The sequence below is a fragment of the Bacillota bacterium genome (genome assembly GCA_013314855.1).
In the GTDB taxonomy this organism is placed as follows: Bacteria; Bacillota; Clostridia; order Acetivibrionales; family DUMC01; genus Ch48.
Window position 1 is genome coordinate 1 of the sequence record JABUEW010000049.1, and the last position, 16,848, is coordinate 16,848.

11 protein-coding genes are annotated in these 16,848 nt (G+C 36.2%); all 11 read left to right on the plus strand.

Features of this window, described 5'->3' with window-relative positions:
• Positions 1-770: 770 nt before the first annotated feature.
• The 11 genes from HPY74_10055 (at position 771) to HPY74_10105 (ending at position 16,845) form a co-directional block, all read left to right on the plus strand.
• Positions 771-2,009, plus strand: a complete 1,239-nt coding sequence (locus tag HPY74_10055) for a KamA family radical SAM protein (protein ID NSW90992.1) — start codon at positions 771-773, stop codon at positions 2,007-2,009.
• 151 nt (positions 2,010-2,160) lie between these two features.
• Positions 2,161-3,189 (plus strand): Gfo/Idh/MocA family oxidoreductase, encoded by a 1,029-nt coding sequence (locus tag HPY74_10060; protein ID NSW90993.1) that lies wholly within the window; start codon positions 2,161-2,163, stop codon positions 3,187-3,189.
• Between the two features lie 27 nt (positions 3,190-3,216).
• On the plus strand, positions 3,217-4,548 hold the full coding sequence (locus tag HPY74_10065) for an L-alanine-DL-glutamate epimerase (protein NSW90994.1): 1,332 nt from the start codon (positions 3,217-3,219) through the stop codon (positions 4,546-4,548).
• Positions 4,549-4,554: 6 nt separating this feature from the next.
• Positions 4,555-5,598, plus strand: coding sequence for a phosphotransferase (locus HPY74_10070; protein ID NSW90995.1), 1,044 nt, complete (start codon positions 4,555-4,557; stop codon positions 5,596-5,598).
• Positions 5,599-5,629: 31 nt separating this feature from the next.
• On the plus strand, positions 5,630-6,628 hold the full coding sequence (locus tag HPY74_10075) for a Gfo/Idh/MocA family oxidoreductase (GenBank protein ID NSW90996.1): 999 nt from the start codon (positions 5,630-5,632) through the stop codon (positions 6,626-6,628).
• A 101-nt stretch (positions 6,629-6,729) separates the two neighbouring features.
• The gene (locus HPY74_10080; GenBank protein NSW90997.1) at positions 6,730-8,907 is read left to right on the plus strand and encodes an alpha-galactosidase; all 2,178 of its coding nucleotides are present in this window, start codon (positions 6,730-6,732) and stop codon (positions 8,905-8,907) included.
• A gap of 230 nt (positions 8,908-9,137) precedes the next feature.
• Positions 9,138-10,097: a sugar ABC transporter permease gene (locus tag HPY74_10085; protein ID NSW90998.1), complete on the plus strand. Its 960-nt coding sequence runs from the start codon at positions 9,138-9,140 to the stop codon at positions 10,095-10,097.
• A gap of 15 nt (positions 10,098-10,112) precedes the next feature.
• The gene (locus HPY74_10090; GenBank protein ID NSW90999.1) at positions 10,113-11,027 is read left to right on the plus strand and encodes a carbohydrate ABC transporter permease; all 915 of its coding nucleotides are present in this window, start codon (positions 10,113-10,115) and stop codon (positions 11,025-11,027) included.
• Between the two features lie 250 nt (positions 11,028-11,277).
• The gene (locus HPY74_10095; GenBank protein ID NSW91000.1) at positions 11,278-12,888 is read left to right on the plus strand and encodes an extracellular solute-binding protein; all 1,611 of its coding nucleotides are present in this window, start codon (positions 11,278-11,280) and stop codon (positions 12,886-12,888) included.
• 155 nt (positions 12,889-13,043) lie between these two features.
• The gene (locus HPY74_10100) at positions 13,044-15,329 is read left to right on the plus strand and encodes a helix-turn-helix transcriptional regulator (GenBank protein NSW91001.1); all 2,286 of its coding nucleotides are present in this window, start codon (positions 13,044-13,046) and stop codon (positions 15,327-15,329) included.
• Between the two features lie 169 nt (positions 15,330-15,498).
• A complete protein-coding gene (locus HPY74_10105; GenBank protein NSW91002.1) occupies positions 15,499-16,845 on the plus strand; it encodes a carbon-nitrogen hydrolase family protein in 1,347 nt (448 codons plus the stop codon).
• The last annotated feature ends 3 nt before the right edge of the window (positions 16,846-16,848 follow it).

A 16,848-nucleotide genomic window follows, 5' to 3' on the forward strand; every position in this document is an offset into this window, starting at 1 on the left:
GGTTATAGTGTTATCCGATGACTTAAACGTATGGTTAAATTTATGTAATATTATTATATAATTGGATAAAATTACTAACGCAGCCACTATTAATGGATAAGAATAAAATTTTCATGCTTCAGCTCTGCGGAAATCCTGTTATCATTGACAATTTAGCTTATTTTATTTATAATAGGGAAAGAACCCTCGAAATTATTGAAGAAAATTTCTACAAATAGTTAGCAGGCGTCTATGGCTATAAGTAGAGCAAAAAATGTATGAATAAATGGCAGAAATATGGAGTATGATGTTTATAAATAAATATAATAGATTTAAATAAGGTTTGTATTAAAAGGGAATTAATGTTACACTATATAATAGGTATTTTATAATTTAATATTGTTGGTGCTGAATTCCTGCAAAACATTTCAATTGCAGGATACGGGGGAACCGATATACTGGGGTGAATCCGGTAAATGTCCCGGGAAATAAACCGTTGAATTTTTCCGGTAGGGCTAATTCCTTTCGGCCCGAATCCGTCAGCTAACCTCGGAAGCTTTGAAGGGAAAGGAGGTTATTATTGTACTGTTTTTAATAAGCGATTTTCACTTCTGAGGTAGGTGAATATCGCTTTTTTAATTGTAGATGCATATCTGTGCTTAAATAATGAGTATGACTTAATGTCATTCCGAATTTGATTTTGAAATATCAAATTCAAGCAAATATTATTATATCGATTTTGTGGAAGTTAAGTCTATTTTGCTCGAAATTAAAAGAAGGAGGTTGTTTTCATGTTAAAAGCATATAAATTACAAATAAGTAATAAAGAGGATAGATTTACTATTCTTAAAGAAAGTATATATGATTATTCTAAAGTAAAGGATAGTATTAAGACAGGAATAGAGGATAAAGATAAAATTGAAGATCAAAAGCAAAAAATAATTGAATATTTAAATGCTACTAAAGAACAGTGGAATGACTATAAGTGGCAGCTTCAAAACAGGTTTACGGAACCAAAAGGAATTATAGACATATTAGGTATTTCAAAAGATGATGCCGAAGATATAATTAAAGTAGGTTCAAGCTATAGATATGCAATATCCCCATATTATTTATCCCTTATTGACCCTGAAGATCCTAAATGTCCTATAAAACTGCAATCAATCCCTTCAATTCATGAATTGGATAATAGGGGTGCGCTTGATCCGATGGCCGAAGAGGATTCTACCCCTGAAGAACTAATAACAAGGAGGTACCCTGACAGGCTTATTATAAAAGTGACAAATATATGCGGGATGTATTGCAGGTTTTGCCAAAGACGTAGACTTATAGGCGAGTTTGATACCCATGCTTCAAAGGCGAAAATAAGTAAGGCTATTGAGTATGTCAGAAATAATGAAGAAATCCGAGATGTTTTGATAACAGGCGGAGATGCATTTCTTTTATCAGATTCGGAAATTGAGTGGATACTAAAAGAATTAAGGAGCATACATCATGTAGAGATAATAAGATTTGGCACAAGGACACCTGTAACATTACCCCAGCGGATTACAAAAAACCTGGTAAACATTCTTAAGAAATATCACCCTGTTTATGTTAATACTCATTTCAACAGCCCCAGGGAAATTACTCCGGACTCGAAAAGAGCTTGTGAAATGCTGGCTGATGCAGGTATACCCCTTGGTAACCAGATGGTTCTGTTAAAAGGAGTTAATGATGACCCGTATGTTGTAAGGAAACTAAACCAGAGTTTGTTGAAAATCAGGGTTAAACCATACTATATATTCCATCCTAAAGCTGTAAAGGGGACTTCCCATTTTTGGGTAAATATTCAAAAGGGCCTGGAAATAATGGAATCATTAAGAGGAAGAACATCAGGCATGGCTATTCCGACATATATTGTAAATGGCCCGGGAGGTCTTGGAAAAACACCGCTGCTTCCGAATTACCTCTTATTTATTGGAGAAGATAGAGCTGTTATGAGAAACTGGCAGGGTCAGCTCTTTGAAATTGAAAATGGAATAGGTTGAGGAAACAGTAACAAATTCACTATGCTGAATGAAATTGCAAATGCAAATATTAAAGTAAGAAATGCAAAGAAATCAGCATGTCAATTCTATATAATATGAATAATAGAAATATATACTTTTGGTATAAACCTTTAGGAGGTGTAGTTTCCCAATGGGTAATTTGGGATTTGGAATTATAGGGTGTGGGTTGATATCAAATTGGCATGCTGATGCTATTTTGAAAATCGAGGGGACGCGCCTTGTTGGTGCAACTGATGTAAATGAACATGCCAGGGATGCATTTACTAAAAAATATAATATTTTACCTTTTAATTCAGTGGAAGAACTTCTTGCCAGTGATGATACCGATATAGTATGTATATGCACACCAAGCGGCCTGCATGCACCCCTTGCAGTGAAAGCGGCTAATGCAGGCAAGCACATTATTATTGAAAAGCCGATGGCTATAACCCTTAAAGAAGCTGACGATGTAATTGAGGCATGTGAGAAGAATAATGTGAAAGCAGCAGTAATATCCCAACTCAGGTTTACCCATGCCATCGGTAAATTAAAAGATGCTGTTGAAAAGGGTCTGTTGGGAAGGCTTGTATCCGGAGATATATATATGAAGTTTTACCGCTCGCAGGAATACTATGATAGGGGAGGATGGAGAGGAACCTGGAAGATGGATGGAGGAGGGGCTCTGATGAACCAGGGTATACATGGTGTTGATATTATTCAGCATGTTATGGGCCCTGTAAAAACCATTTTTGGACATACAAGAACTCTTGCAAGAAAAATAGAGGTGGAAGATACCGCTTGTGCTGTTGTTGAATATAAAAATGGTGCTCTCGGTGTGATCCAGGCAACTACATCAGTATATCCCGGTTTGCCTCGAAGAATGGAAGTCAGCGGAGATAAGGGTACTATTATAGTTGAAGAAGATACTATTGTAAAATGGGACATTGAAGGAAAGGAAATCCCGGAGGATGTAACCCTGGGAAGGACTAAGAGCGGTTCAGCAAGTAATCCGGCTGCTTTTGGAGTTGAAGGCCATGTTATGCAAATCAGTGATATGGTTGATGCAATAAGAAACAACAGAAAACCTCTTGTTGACCAGTATGAAGGCAGAAAACCGGTAGAAATAATACTAGCCATATATGAATCGTCAAGGACAGGTAAGATAATAGAATTAAGATAATAGAATTAGGGAAATAACTTTAGCGGCATGTTTGAAAAAACGTGTATTGGCAGGAGTGTAAAAGCTATGATAAAAATTAAAAGGACAAACAGCAATTTTGTAAGGGAGCCTTTATTGGCGCCTTTCGGTTTTAAAGGAGGATATGTTGATGAACTCTGGCAGGTTGCAGCTTTTATGGAAAGCGAATCAGGACACAGGAGTATAGGATTGGGAGTACAGAGTATCCTTTGGTCTGATGCACAAGTATTTGCATGCAATTCTCAGGCGGCAGGAAACAGCATGATGTTTCTTATAACTGAATACGCTTTACGAAAGGCAATGGAGTTGGAATTTGATACACCTGTTGATTTGTTTGAACAGCTTTTGCCTATAACATATGAGTATGGGAAAAAAATTACTAATAATGATAATTTAAGAATGACTTTTGTCCTAAATGCCCTTGTAGCCCTGGACAATGCTGCATGGTTGCTTTATTGCCGGGAAAATGGCATAAATAGCTTCGATGATATGGTACCTCAAGAGTACCGTACTGCTCTTTCCTTCAGGCATGAAAAACTTGCTTCCATACCTCTTATAACTTATGGGGTTTCCGTAGATGAAATAAAGAGTATAATAAGTGACGGGTACTTTTTCCTTAAGGTTAAAATAGGTTCTGATCCGAATAAGGATGGAGACAGGGAAAAAATGCTGGAATGGGATAAGAAAAGACTGTATGAAATACATAGTATTGTAAAGGATGTAGAAATACCTTATACAACGAATGGTAAAATACCTTATTATCTCGATGCAAATGGGCGTTATGATAATAAGGAAAGACTCATGAAATTGCTGGATTATGCAGATAAGATAGGTGCACTGGAGAGAATTATACTCCTTGAAGAACCTTTCCCCGAGGAGTATAAAGTTGATGTAACCGATATACCTGTGAGACTTGCAGCTGATGAAAGCGCTCATTCTGATAAAGATGCCCTGGAGAGGATTGAACTTGGTTATAGAGCTATTGCTCTTAAACCTATTGCCAAAACTATGAGCATGAGCTTGAAAATTGCTAAGATAGCCCATGAAAAAGGTATACCATGTTTTTGTGCAGATTTGACAGTAAACCCTGTAATGGTTGATTGGAATAAGAATGTAGCTGCCAGGCTGGCACCTCTGCCCGGCATGAAAATAGGGGTGCTTGAGAGCAATGGACACCAGAATTATGCTAGATGGCAGAAAATGAAGGAATATCACCCTTGCTATGGTAAAAAGTGGATTGAAACTGACAGGGGTTTATATAACCTCGACGATAATTTCTATTCACTCAGCGGGGGCATACTTGAAAAAAGTGATTATTACGAATCCTTGGTAAGGGGATGATATTTCATGATAAACGAAAATAAAGTTAGTATACTTCTGAATAATTATGAAATTGAGGACTATGGTCAATTGTTGCCAATAACAAGCGGCACTGCTAATAAGAGCTACCTGTTAAAAGATTGTAAAGGATTATATACAGGCAACCTAGTAATAAGAATAAGAAGCCTTAAGTATTCATCTGAACTTCAAATGCTTTTTGAAGAGGAGTATTTAAGGCATGTATATTCTAAAGGAATTCCTGTACCTGTACCATTAAGAGGCAAAAATGGACAGTGCTGGTACAATGTGGACGGCAATGCATATCAAATATATCCTTTTATTGATGGCGGAGATTTTGATTGTAATAGTGACAGCAATGTAGCAGAAGGGGGAACTTTCCTAGGAAAGCTACATACTGCTGTAAGTGATTTTATGCCGGTAAACGAAAGGTATTTACCACGGTATGACAGTCCGGATGTAATTATGGATGCTCTTAACAAAACTGTGGAAAAAAATTGGTCTAAAATAACCGGAGAAGAAAAAAGAGTTCTTGAATTTATTATAGAACAAACCATGCTGATAGAAGAGAATGTGCCTGACCGGGTATATGACAGTTTGCTCAAGTTGATAATACATGGTGATTACCATCCTGCTAATGTAAAATATAAAGACGGGAAAATTTGCGGACTCTTTGATTTTGACTGGGTAAGCAGACAACCCCGTATAAGGGATATAGTAGACGGTATTATTTATTTTTCTTCAAAAAGAGATGAAAATATAAAAGGGGATAATATATTTTCCTTAACATCGGGGTATATTATGGATTTACGGAGAATTAAAACATTTTTTGATGCCTATAATAAAAGCGTTAACTTAACTCTTTCTCCCCAAGAAATAAATTGCATACCATACCTTATATGTGCAAGATTAATTCATAGTAGAGTGCAGGCATTGCCTAAAATACCTGAAAACCAGGCTGTAAAAATGTTAACCTATGAAATGGAAGAAATATTAAACTGGGTAAATAATAACAAGGATGAGATTATACGTATTGATGAGCTTGCAGAATAATATTGAAAAACTAATCGTAGGGGGTGCAGATGTGTATAAACCGAAGGTTGCCATTATAGGATGTGGGAATTTTGGACGGTTGCATTCAAATACCATAAAGAAGCTCGATAATTTTGAAATACTGGCTTACGCCGATATAAACAGGGATGCAGCAGAATACTGCTGCAAACAGTATTCTGCAAAATATTACTGTGAAGATTACAGGAGAGTGCTTGATGACAAGGATATTGATGCCGTATTTGTATGCACAACCCACGACTCACACTACACTATTGGAATTGATGCTATTGCAGCAGGCAAGCATGTATTCATGGAAAAACCTCTTGCGTTGACTCCCGCACATTGTGACAGTATAAAGAAAGCTATTGAGGGTACAGGATTGAAATTTATGGTAGGACATAAAATGAGGTTTCAGCCAAATATAAAGAAAGTGAAGGCTGAAGTAAAACGGCCTATGATAATAGTTGCACAGATGATGGATAACAGGTGGCCAGATAATATATGGCCTCAAGATCCAGTAAAAGGTGGAGGAAATGTACTATCACAGGGATGCCATATATTCGATCTTATAACATACATTGCGGGCGACTGGCCGGATACGGTGTATGCTGAAGGAGGTACACTTAACCATTCAAATACAACCATTATTGACAACATAGTAGCTACAGTACGGTTCAAAAACAGAGTTATTGCTAGTGTTGCTATAGGGGATGCCGGGTGCAACAAGTTCACATCAAAGACGATGTTACAGGTTTTTACAGGCAATGGATGTATTAACCTTTCAAATGCACTGCATAAGTATTCGAGATATGAGGGACAAGATGTTGTTGAGGAGTTTGAACTAACTGGTGATTATACGGATATGACAGCAGATCCTCAGGGATTTTATGCGGAAGTTAAAGAATTTTATCAATGTATTGTAGATGGGAAGGAACCTTTAGTAGGAGTGGTGGAGGGGTCGAATGCTGTTAAAATGGTCCATGCAGCTTTTGAATCCATTCGAACGGGATGTGTACAGAAAATGGGATGATATTACTTTCTATGTAGTAATAGATGCAGTAAGAGAAAAAAGTACTGCTCATAAAAATTTGAAAAGCTGAACCTGTGGATACGAATAGGGGGTAAAGAAATATGAATAAAACTTTTTTCGTTGATGTAGATAAGAGTAGAATTACTTCGGACAGGGAATTAGAAAAGAACAACATTAAACTCAATATTAAAGCGGATTCTTTTACAGGAGGAGAAAGATATAGTATTGAACTTGAAAACACCGGAGACAGAGAACTGAGCATAGGAAAAGCAGGTGTCATCTTTAATGGTGTGAAATCTGCGGAAACTAGACAGTGGAGAATCTTTACTGACCTAGGCATGTGCGGTTGGGCAGGTGTAAAACGAATTGATTACACTGAAGAAAATATACAAATGGGAGTTATTTGGGAACAAAAAACCTGTGATGCGAAAGAAGACTTCATAATTTTTCACAGAAGTGACTTACAGACTGTTGTGTGGGATGCTGCAAGCGGAGAAGCAATACTTTTTGGGTTTTTAAGGCAGAGGAAAGGACCTAATAAAATTGATATTGTACCGTCGGATGATAAAAAGAATATCGACCACATAACGGCATGGCAACAGATTGGATGTGAACTGGAGCCTGGAAAAAAGATATGTCTTGATACTCTTGTCATATATTATGGAAATGACCCTTATATCTTACTTGAAAATTTTGCAGTAGAAGTTGCAAACAACCATGGTAAAAAGTTTGACTTCCCTCCTGTGGTTGGAATGATGACATGGTACGGTTACCGTACGGCAGTAGATGAGCAGATTGTCCTGGAAAATGCAAAAATAATCAGTGAAATATTCAACGGCTATCCGCAAAAAATGAAAACTATAATGCTCATTGACCACGGCTGGCAGGATGATGCCAACTGGGGGTATTTTACACATGATAGAAGGAGATTTCCCCACGGATTAAAATGGCTTGGGGAGCAAATGGAGAAATACGGGGTGAAGCTTGGTATTTGGCATACCCCTTTCTGTATTTCCAGAAATGCTGCAAATTATAACAGTTTGATAGACTTAATGGTAAGGGACGACAAAGGGGAAATTCAGCAAGGAGTTGCGTGTGTTTGGGGAGACCTTCCAGGCCATAGTACGGGCAACTGGCCTATAAACTTTTTTGACGGAGATAATGAAGAAGTCCAGAAGAGATGGCAGCAAGAAATGAGTCAGTTAAAAGAGTGGGGGGTTGTGTATTGCAAGATGGATTTTTTTGCATTGCAGACATCACAAAATAAGAAAAAACACATAAATATTGGTGACCTTTATGCAAAAACATGGGAATCTTTTAGAAAAGGTACGGGGGAAGATATGCACATTGCACCGTGCTCCTGTTCCACCAATTTACAGTTGGGATATTGTGATTCAGTAAGGATAGGTTCTGACATAGGCAATTCGGGACACTGGCCGGGAGCTTATGAACAATTTCGTTATGGTTTATCAACAGTTGCGGCATTATGGTACAAAAACAGGAAATTTTGGATAAACGATGCAGATTCCATTCAGATTGCAAAGGGCTGTTCGCTTTCCGAGGCACGAGTCCGTGCCACTGTAGTTGCTTTAAGCGGAGGACATGTAATGTTGAGTGAGGACCTTCGTACAGTAGATAACCAACGTTTGGAGATAATCCGTAGAATTTTACCTGCCTATCCTGAAGCGGCCAAACCCATTAATATGTTTGAGAACCCATTCCCTGAAGGATATCCTTCCATGTGGTCTCTTACGCTATATACAGATTTTGGTAGGATGGTCGTACTTGCAGTATTTAACCTTACACAAAAGATGCAAATTTATGAAATAACTCCTCAAATGGTAGGAATGGAGCCCGGTAAAGAGTTTATTGCATTGGAATGGTGGCAGAACAAATGGATTGGCCGGTTTAAAGATAAGTTTACCGTTGAAGTGCCTGCTGAAGATGTAGCTGTTATACATGCTCAGCCGATAAAGGATGTCCCGACTGTTGTGTCCGTATCTCATCACATTACAGGTGGATATATAATTGAAAATGTTACTTTTGATGTGGAAAGTGGAATACTTAAAGCTGAACTTGTCACCAAAGTAGGAATGCCCATGGTGGTTTTTGGATATGTTCCGGAAGGATGGGAACTGGAAAGGAATGAAAGAAGTCATGCTATAATAAACTCTCTTAGGGGCTGGCAGAAAGAGGTTGTAACTAAGGATGAAAGGACACAGTTCTCTATTAAGTTTGAGAGAGTAGATGCTCAGCAAGTTGATATAAACCAGGCATAAATACTGAAAGAATAGCAACAGTTGGCATTATAGTGTTTGATGAAGGATTGAACCCTACTATATTTAAATAATTAGAAACTGAGAATAATTAGTGCTTTAATTTATTATTGTAGAAAGATTAATAAATGCATATTTAGGTTAATTATTACATATTTACATTGATCACATCGTTTGAGATAATTGAGGTGAAATTTCTATCTATAAGTTAGCATATGAGGAGTGTCATCTATATGAACTTTCACACTGAAAGACAGTTAAGTTTCAAGTCATCCAGGAAGACATATTTCAAAAAAATGTTTAAAAAGGCGTTACGTAATTATGATCTATACTTATTTCTACTCCCGTCGTTGGTATATATAATTATTTTTAATTATTGGCCCATGTACGGCGTCCAAATTGCATTCAAAGATTTTAACGTTGCACAGGGTATATGGGGAAGCCCGTGGGTGGGATTTGAACATTTTGAAAGGTTCTTCAGTACATATTATTTTTACAGGGTTATAAGAAATACTGTCGTTGTATCTTTATATGGTTTGGTTGCAGGTTTCCCTTTTCCTATAATGCTTGCACTTATGCTGAATGAAGTTAAAAACCAAACATTTAAAAGAGTTGTTCAAACTGTCACATATGCGCCTAATTTTATTTCAGTTGTTGTAATGGTAGGTATGATTCTTATATTCTTGCATCCGAGGTATGGCATGGTGAATACATTCATTAAAATGTTGGGTTTTAAGCCTGTAGATTTTATAAACAAGGCATATTTATTCAAGCACATCTATGTCTGGTCTGGCATTTGGCAACACACGGGATTTGGATCTGTTATATATTTTGCCGCCTTAACATCAGTAGATCCACAGCAGCATGAAGCAGCCATAATTGAAGGTGCCAGTAGACTACAGAGGATTTGGTATATAAATATACCTGTGCTTATTCCAATAGCTGTTATTTTACTTATATTAAATGCCGGAAGTATAATGTCAGTAGGGTTTGAAAAGATATTCCTCATGCAGAAGCCGCTGAATATGGAATCATCAGATGTAATATCTACATATGTTTACCGAATGGGACTTGTAAATGCAGAATATAGTTTTTCATCAGCAGTGGGCTTGTTTAACTCAGTGGTAAACGCTCTACTGCTGATAATTGTAAACTGGATAGCAAGACGCATGTCGGAAACCAGTCTATGGTAGAAAGGATTGTATGAAATGGACGGTAAATCTAATAAGATAAAAAAAGGCAAGGATGATTTGATATTTGAGTCAGTTAATAATTTTCTGGTTTTACTTGTTTTTATAATAGTATTGTATCCACTTGTATTTGTAGCAAGCGCATCTATAAGTAATCCTGACTTTGTAAACCAAGGAGAGGTAATATTACTTCCTAAAGGGATTACTTTTGAGGGATATTTGAGAGTTTTCTCAAGCAACGATATAGGGATAGGTTACAGAAACACTATTTTTTATACCATACTTGGGACCTTTATTTGCTTATTTTTTACGCTTACTGCCGCGTATTCCCTTTCAAGAGAAGATTTTGTAGGGAAAAAAGTGTTTGTTTATATTTTTACCTTTACCATGTTCTTTTCCGGGGGACTTATTCCATATTACTTAGTAGTTAAAACTCTTGGATTAGTTAACACTATCTGGGCACAGACTTTATTAGGTGCTGTAGGTTTCTGGAATATAGTCATTGTTCGCACATTTTATCAGAAAAGCATTCCAGCGGAATTAAAAGAAGCTGCTTTCATAGATGGCTGTTCAAATGCAGGGATGTTTATTAAAATTATTCTTCCTCTTTCTAAACCTATTATTGCAGTTATAGGCCTATATGCTGCTGTGGGCCAGTGGAATAGTTTCTTTAATGCATTGATATTCATTACTGATAGAAAGCTGTATACTCTGCAGTTGATACTTAGAGAAATTCTTATCCTTAATGAAGTCAAGTTCTCACAAATTATGCTTGGTGCCGAATCTGAGATACAGCTTCAAAAAAGAGCAGAAGTTGCTGCGCTTATCAAGTATTCGGTAATGATAGTGTCTACTTTGCCAATTATTATGGCATATCCATTTGTTCAAAAATATTTTACAAAGGGGGTAATGGTGGGATCCCTAAAAGGATAGACTTATAATGTTATAATTTAATTAACAAAATTTGTGAATATACAGCTTTATACTTCATATGTTTAGTTTACCGGTTTGCTGTTGTGTTGCCACATATTATTGAATTTATCCATGAAAGGAGGTGTATGGTCAGCCTGGATTTTACGTTTGACTGAAGCAAACTGGTAAAACTGCAAGTTTTAAATTTACAAGGTTTGTTATTGAATTATTTGGATTAAACAAATAGAATTAAATGTAAGGAGGCATTACTATGAAGAAATTCATAACGGTTTTACTGGTTTTATGTATCATATGTACGTTTATGATTGGTTGCAAAGGGGAAAAGACTCAGAATCAGCGAACAGATACTGGTACAGCCAGTACTGAGGAAACTGTAAAGCCGATGGGGCCATTTCCAATTGTAAAAGACAAAATAACAATGAAACTTATGAAACCCTCGGACCCTGCGAACGGAAGTTGGGATGAATTGGAGCTTACAAAAGAACTTGAGCAGAAAACAAACATTCACTGGGACGTTATAACTGCTGTCGAGGGTTATGAAGAAAAGAAGAACATTGCACTGGCAACGGGAGACCTTCCTGATGTATTTTTTAATTCACTTTCTACTGTGGAAGAGGATAAGTATGGTCCTCAGGGAATCCTCATTCCATTGGATGATTTGATTGACAAGTATGCTCCCAATGTCAAGCTGCAAATGGAAAAGTACCCTGATTTTAAAAAGACAATCACTTCTCTGGATGGGAAAATATATGCTCTGGGGACAATATGTCAGACTGCTACCATGGGAGTATATAAACTTCATATCAATATGAAGTGGCTTGAAAAAGTTGGCATGCAGAAACCTAAAACAGTGGATGAGCTTTACAATGTTCTAAAAGCATTTAAGGAAAAGGACCCGAATGGAAATGGCAAACCCGATGAAATACCTTTTTCCGAACAGGGTTTTACCTGGCTTGACGGCACGTTGCTAGGCGCTTTTGGTGAACCCTGTGGCGGCTCCAACCCTCTGGTTAATATTAAGAATGGAAAGGTATCGTTTGTTCCTCTATCGGAAGGCTTTAAGGCATATCTAGGATTTTTGAGGAAAATTTATGCAGAAAAACTTATGGACAATGATATGCTTTCCCAAACAATGGATGAGCTAACTGCAAAACTTAAGAAAGATATGGTTGGCATTTCATCACAAGGTTCAAGAGGAAACTGGCAGGATTTCGAAATTCTTGAACCTATGACATCCAGTCTGAATTCCAAGCAGCTTGCAACAGCTATGGACACATATTACAGCGGATATTACGCTATCACAAAGGCATGCAAGTACCCTGAAGCTGCAATAAAATGGGCTGATATTTTCTACAGGGATATTGACAATGCTGTAGATGGGTATTGCGGAATAGCAATGTGGATAGGAAGAAAGGGTGTTGACTGGGACTTTGCCAACGAAGAAAAAACCAAGTATAAATGGTTATTCAAGCCCCCCGAGGGAGAAAACTCGTGGCTGTATTTTATAAAAAATAAGGGTATCGGTTGGGGACCTGGTTTAATAACACTTATGGCTGTAATTGAAGGTGATCCTTATCTTGAGTGGGTTGCTAACGGAAACAAGAATTTTTACTATCCTTATCTTGCAAAGGACATGTATTTTCCGGCAGGAGTTAGGTTTACAGATGCAGAAAATAAGAAGGTAGCTACTATTCAAAACGATTTGAACACATATATTAATGAATTTAAAGCTAAAATTGTGGCAGGTGAAGAATCCCTTACAAACTGGAATACTTATGAAAAAACATTGAAAGATATTGGAGTAGATGAATATATGAAGATACTACAAGCGGCTTATGACAGATTTAGCAGTTCCAAATAAAATACTAGCAGAGGTATTTAATAAAAATTGGGAAGGCAATAAATTAATGCCTTCTCAATTCAATAAATACATATCGTTAAAGCAAACTGGAAGAATAGAAGGTATGTTATAAAAGTTTGCCTTGCAGTTTAAAATATGAGCGAAGGTGGTATGTTATGGTAATTTCCTTAAAAAGAATAAGCATACTTTATAAGTATTTGATTTCATTTATAATTATTCTTGTCGTACCCCTTGCTATCCTTGGTACAATTCTTTACAACAACTCTGTTGTAGTATTACAAAAGGAAGTTGAGGAATTTGGGATATCCAGAGTATCTAATGCCCGCCAGCTCATAGAAAAGCAGTTAGGTGAACTTGAAAAAATTGCTGTTAAAATATTGTTTGATAAACAAATGGCTCCTTACGTAATTAAGAAAAATGAGTACTATATAAAGCTTGCTTCCGAGAATCTAATGAAATATAAAAACAGCAGTATGTTGATAGATGAAATATTTCTTTATTTCCACGGGGATAGTTCAATAATATCTTCCGAAGGTAAAATGTCAATAGATACATTAGAGCAATACTTCTTCAATTTTAGCAGGGATGAATACAATAAACTATTCAAAAAACTAAACAGTGTAAAACAGCCGGACACTATTGGTTTAGCAAATGAAATATATAGTACTGGGGAAGGTGAATATATTTTATACCTTTACCCTGATTTGGTGAGGGATGAACTGCCTTCAACAGTAATAATGTTTGCGATACATAAATCTACATTAATAAAATTCATCAATAATAGTTTAGGAGAACTAGATGGTGAGTTTTATGTAATTAAAAATAAGGGAGATGGGTTTGAAGAAATTGTGTCACTAGGCAGAAGGCTGGATTTTTCGGAGTTGCAGCTAAAGGATATATTCGAAAGAACAGTCGAGTCCAATATTACAGAGACTGTTGTTAACAGAAAGAAGTATTCGATTATCAAGGTGACATCGCAAACAATTAACTGGCAATATGTTTCGATTATTCCAAAGGTAATATTGTTTGAAAGAGTTTCCAATATTAGAAGTCAAGTGTATAAAGCAGTGCTTCTTGTAATTATAATAGGTATACTTGTTGCAACTCTTTTATCAATTTTTAATTATATCCCGATTAAAAAGTTGTATAAAAAGATAAAAGACAGCCTTACCCAAACTGAACAGCAAGCATATATCAATGAAATTGAGGAGATAGAATCCAAAATATTATATACTATAGAAAAAAACAAGAATCTTACAAAGCAGATAAACTATCAGCAAATACTAGTCAAGGACCAGATATTGACGATGCTTTTAAAAGGTGAAATTAAGGATGTTTTGAAGCTATCCGACCTACTTACATCGTATCAAATAATTTTAAGTGAAGGATATTACAGGGTCATAGTAATTTTTATAGGACCTCTTGAAAGGCGAAAAGCTACATACTCGGATATTTCGTTCTGGTTGGATGTTGTACTTCAAACCAGGATAACTAATGGCAGATATTATTTTCTGGAGCTTATGCATGATCAAATAGCAGTAATTGTGAACACCAGTGATTGCCAACAAAGCAGAGAAGTATTAATTAATCTATTAAATGAAATCATTCTTGTGTTTAGACATAAGCTTAATATAATGATAAGTATGGGTGTGGGGAAACTGTATAATAATGTAATGAATATTAAGGATTCATTTCTTGAAGCCTTGTCGTCCTTAGATTATCAACTCATAAAAGGTATCGGGCAGGCTGTACTCTTTGAAGATATTTTATCAGTAAAGAACGCAAAATATTGGTATCCGATTGAAGAACTCTCAAGTATGGCACAAAGTCTGAAACAAGGTAATTATGACGCTTTCATGGACATTATTGATAATATAGTGGTAAGTATTAAGTCAAGGAGACTGTCGTTAGGAATGACCCGGTTAGTATGCTTTGCTATTATTAGTACAATAATTAACTTTGCCAATGAAATAAATATGGATGATTTTACGAAAGAAATCGAATCACTTGTACAATTTGAAACATTAGACGACTTAATAAAAAAACTTGAAGATGCTGCTGTAAAAATATGTACGTACGTTAATGATGCCAAGGGCTGTAGCAATCGGAGGTTAAAAGAAGCAATAATTGACTATATAAACAAAGAGTATAGGAGTAGTATGCTCAGCCTGGAAGTTGTTGCAGAAGAGTTCAATATTTCTCCAGGATATTTAAGCCGGTTTTTTAAAGAACAGATTGGCTTTAAATTCATAGATTATGTGAAAAACCTTCGAATTAATGAGGCTAAAAAGCTGCTTGTAGAAACTCAAAAAACAATAAAGGATATAGTGGAGGAAGTAGGGTATACAGATGTGGCAAACTTTATACGAACATTTAAAGTAATGGAAGGAATAACTCCTGCAGATTATCGGAAGTTGTATTTTCAAAAGTACCAAAATTAAAAGTGCTTGTTTTTCATTTATTAAAAATAAAATTAAAAAATGCAAAGCAAATATATACCTTTAATTATATAATCATAATGTATGGATGTTTATGTAGTATAACATATGTGAGGTATATGGCACAGGTGGTAAAAACATCTAAAGAGTATGTGTTGGGGGTGTATGCAATATGAATAATTATAATATTAGTGATTATAACAACAAGAGTAAGTATGAAAACCTAATTTCTAACCCGGATTTTCTTGGAACAGGCAGTTTTCCTGAGGGATGGACTTTTGAATCACCTCGTCCGGAACTTACTCCGGAATATTCTCTAAAACATGTAGGTGAAAATAAAAGGCGACTAATTATTTCTTCTGTGGGTGATATCTATTCATTTGGATGCTGGAGCACAGAAATTAATTTGGAGGTTGGTCAATGGTACTACGCTTCTGTCCGCGTAAAAATAAAAAACATTGAAAACCCCGACTTATCTATTTGTGCCCATTTTGCCAAACATTTTTTAGTACCTGAAGACGGATGGGAGGAAGATACATTACTTAGGCAAGTTTTCAGATATAACAGTAAAGAAGAAGGAAATAAGGTGGAATTGTATTTAAGGTGTGCTGAAACAGGAAGTGTAGAATGGTATGAACCTTATATTGCAAAAATTGAACCACCAAAGCACAGGATAATCCGTGCAGCTACAGTAAGATTCGGCAATAGCATTTTAACTGAACCACTTACTCTTGAAGGGCAAAGAGAAAGGATTGCCAGGAAACTTGAAGAGGTTGGTTCTTTGAAACCAGATATTGTGGTTTTCCCTGAATTTAGTCCGGTAATTGGAGTACCAAGGGAAAACTTTGGAACATACTTTGATGATGTTACAGAAAGTGTACCAGACGGGAAGTTGTGCAGGATTTTATCAGGAGCAGCATCTAAATATGGAATGTATGTAATTGCGGGAATCATTGAAAAACGGGATAAATATATGTTCAATACAGCAGTAATATTTGATAGAAAGGGAAATTTCATAGGACAATATGATAAGACTCACCTAACATTTGGGGAAATGAAAGAGGGATTCTCATGTGGTAAAGACTACCCTGTCTTTGATCTTGATTTTGGAAGAATAGGTATACATATATGTTATGACGAGTGGTTCCCAGAAGTTTCGAGATATTATGCCCATAAGGGGGCAGAAATATTGTTCCTTCCTGTTGCTGGAGGAAAACCTATAACATGGAGGACAAGGGCTCTTGATAACGGAATATATTTTATATCGTCCTCAATAAATCCTCCAAGCATGATTATAGATTCTTCGGGTGCAATTATTGCCGAAACCCATGATGATGGAATTGCATTCGCAGACCTAAATCTCGACTATAGAAAAACTAATTGGTATATTGACCCTACCTTATCATATGGCATGCCATGTATTGTACCTCAGATGAGAAATACAACCGATAATAGGTTAATAGAAGAGCTTGGTGAGTTAATGAAGAAAAAGAATATAATGCTTAAAGAGAAGGAGTGATAT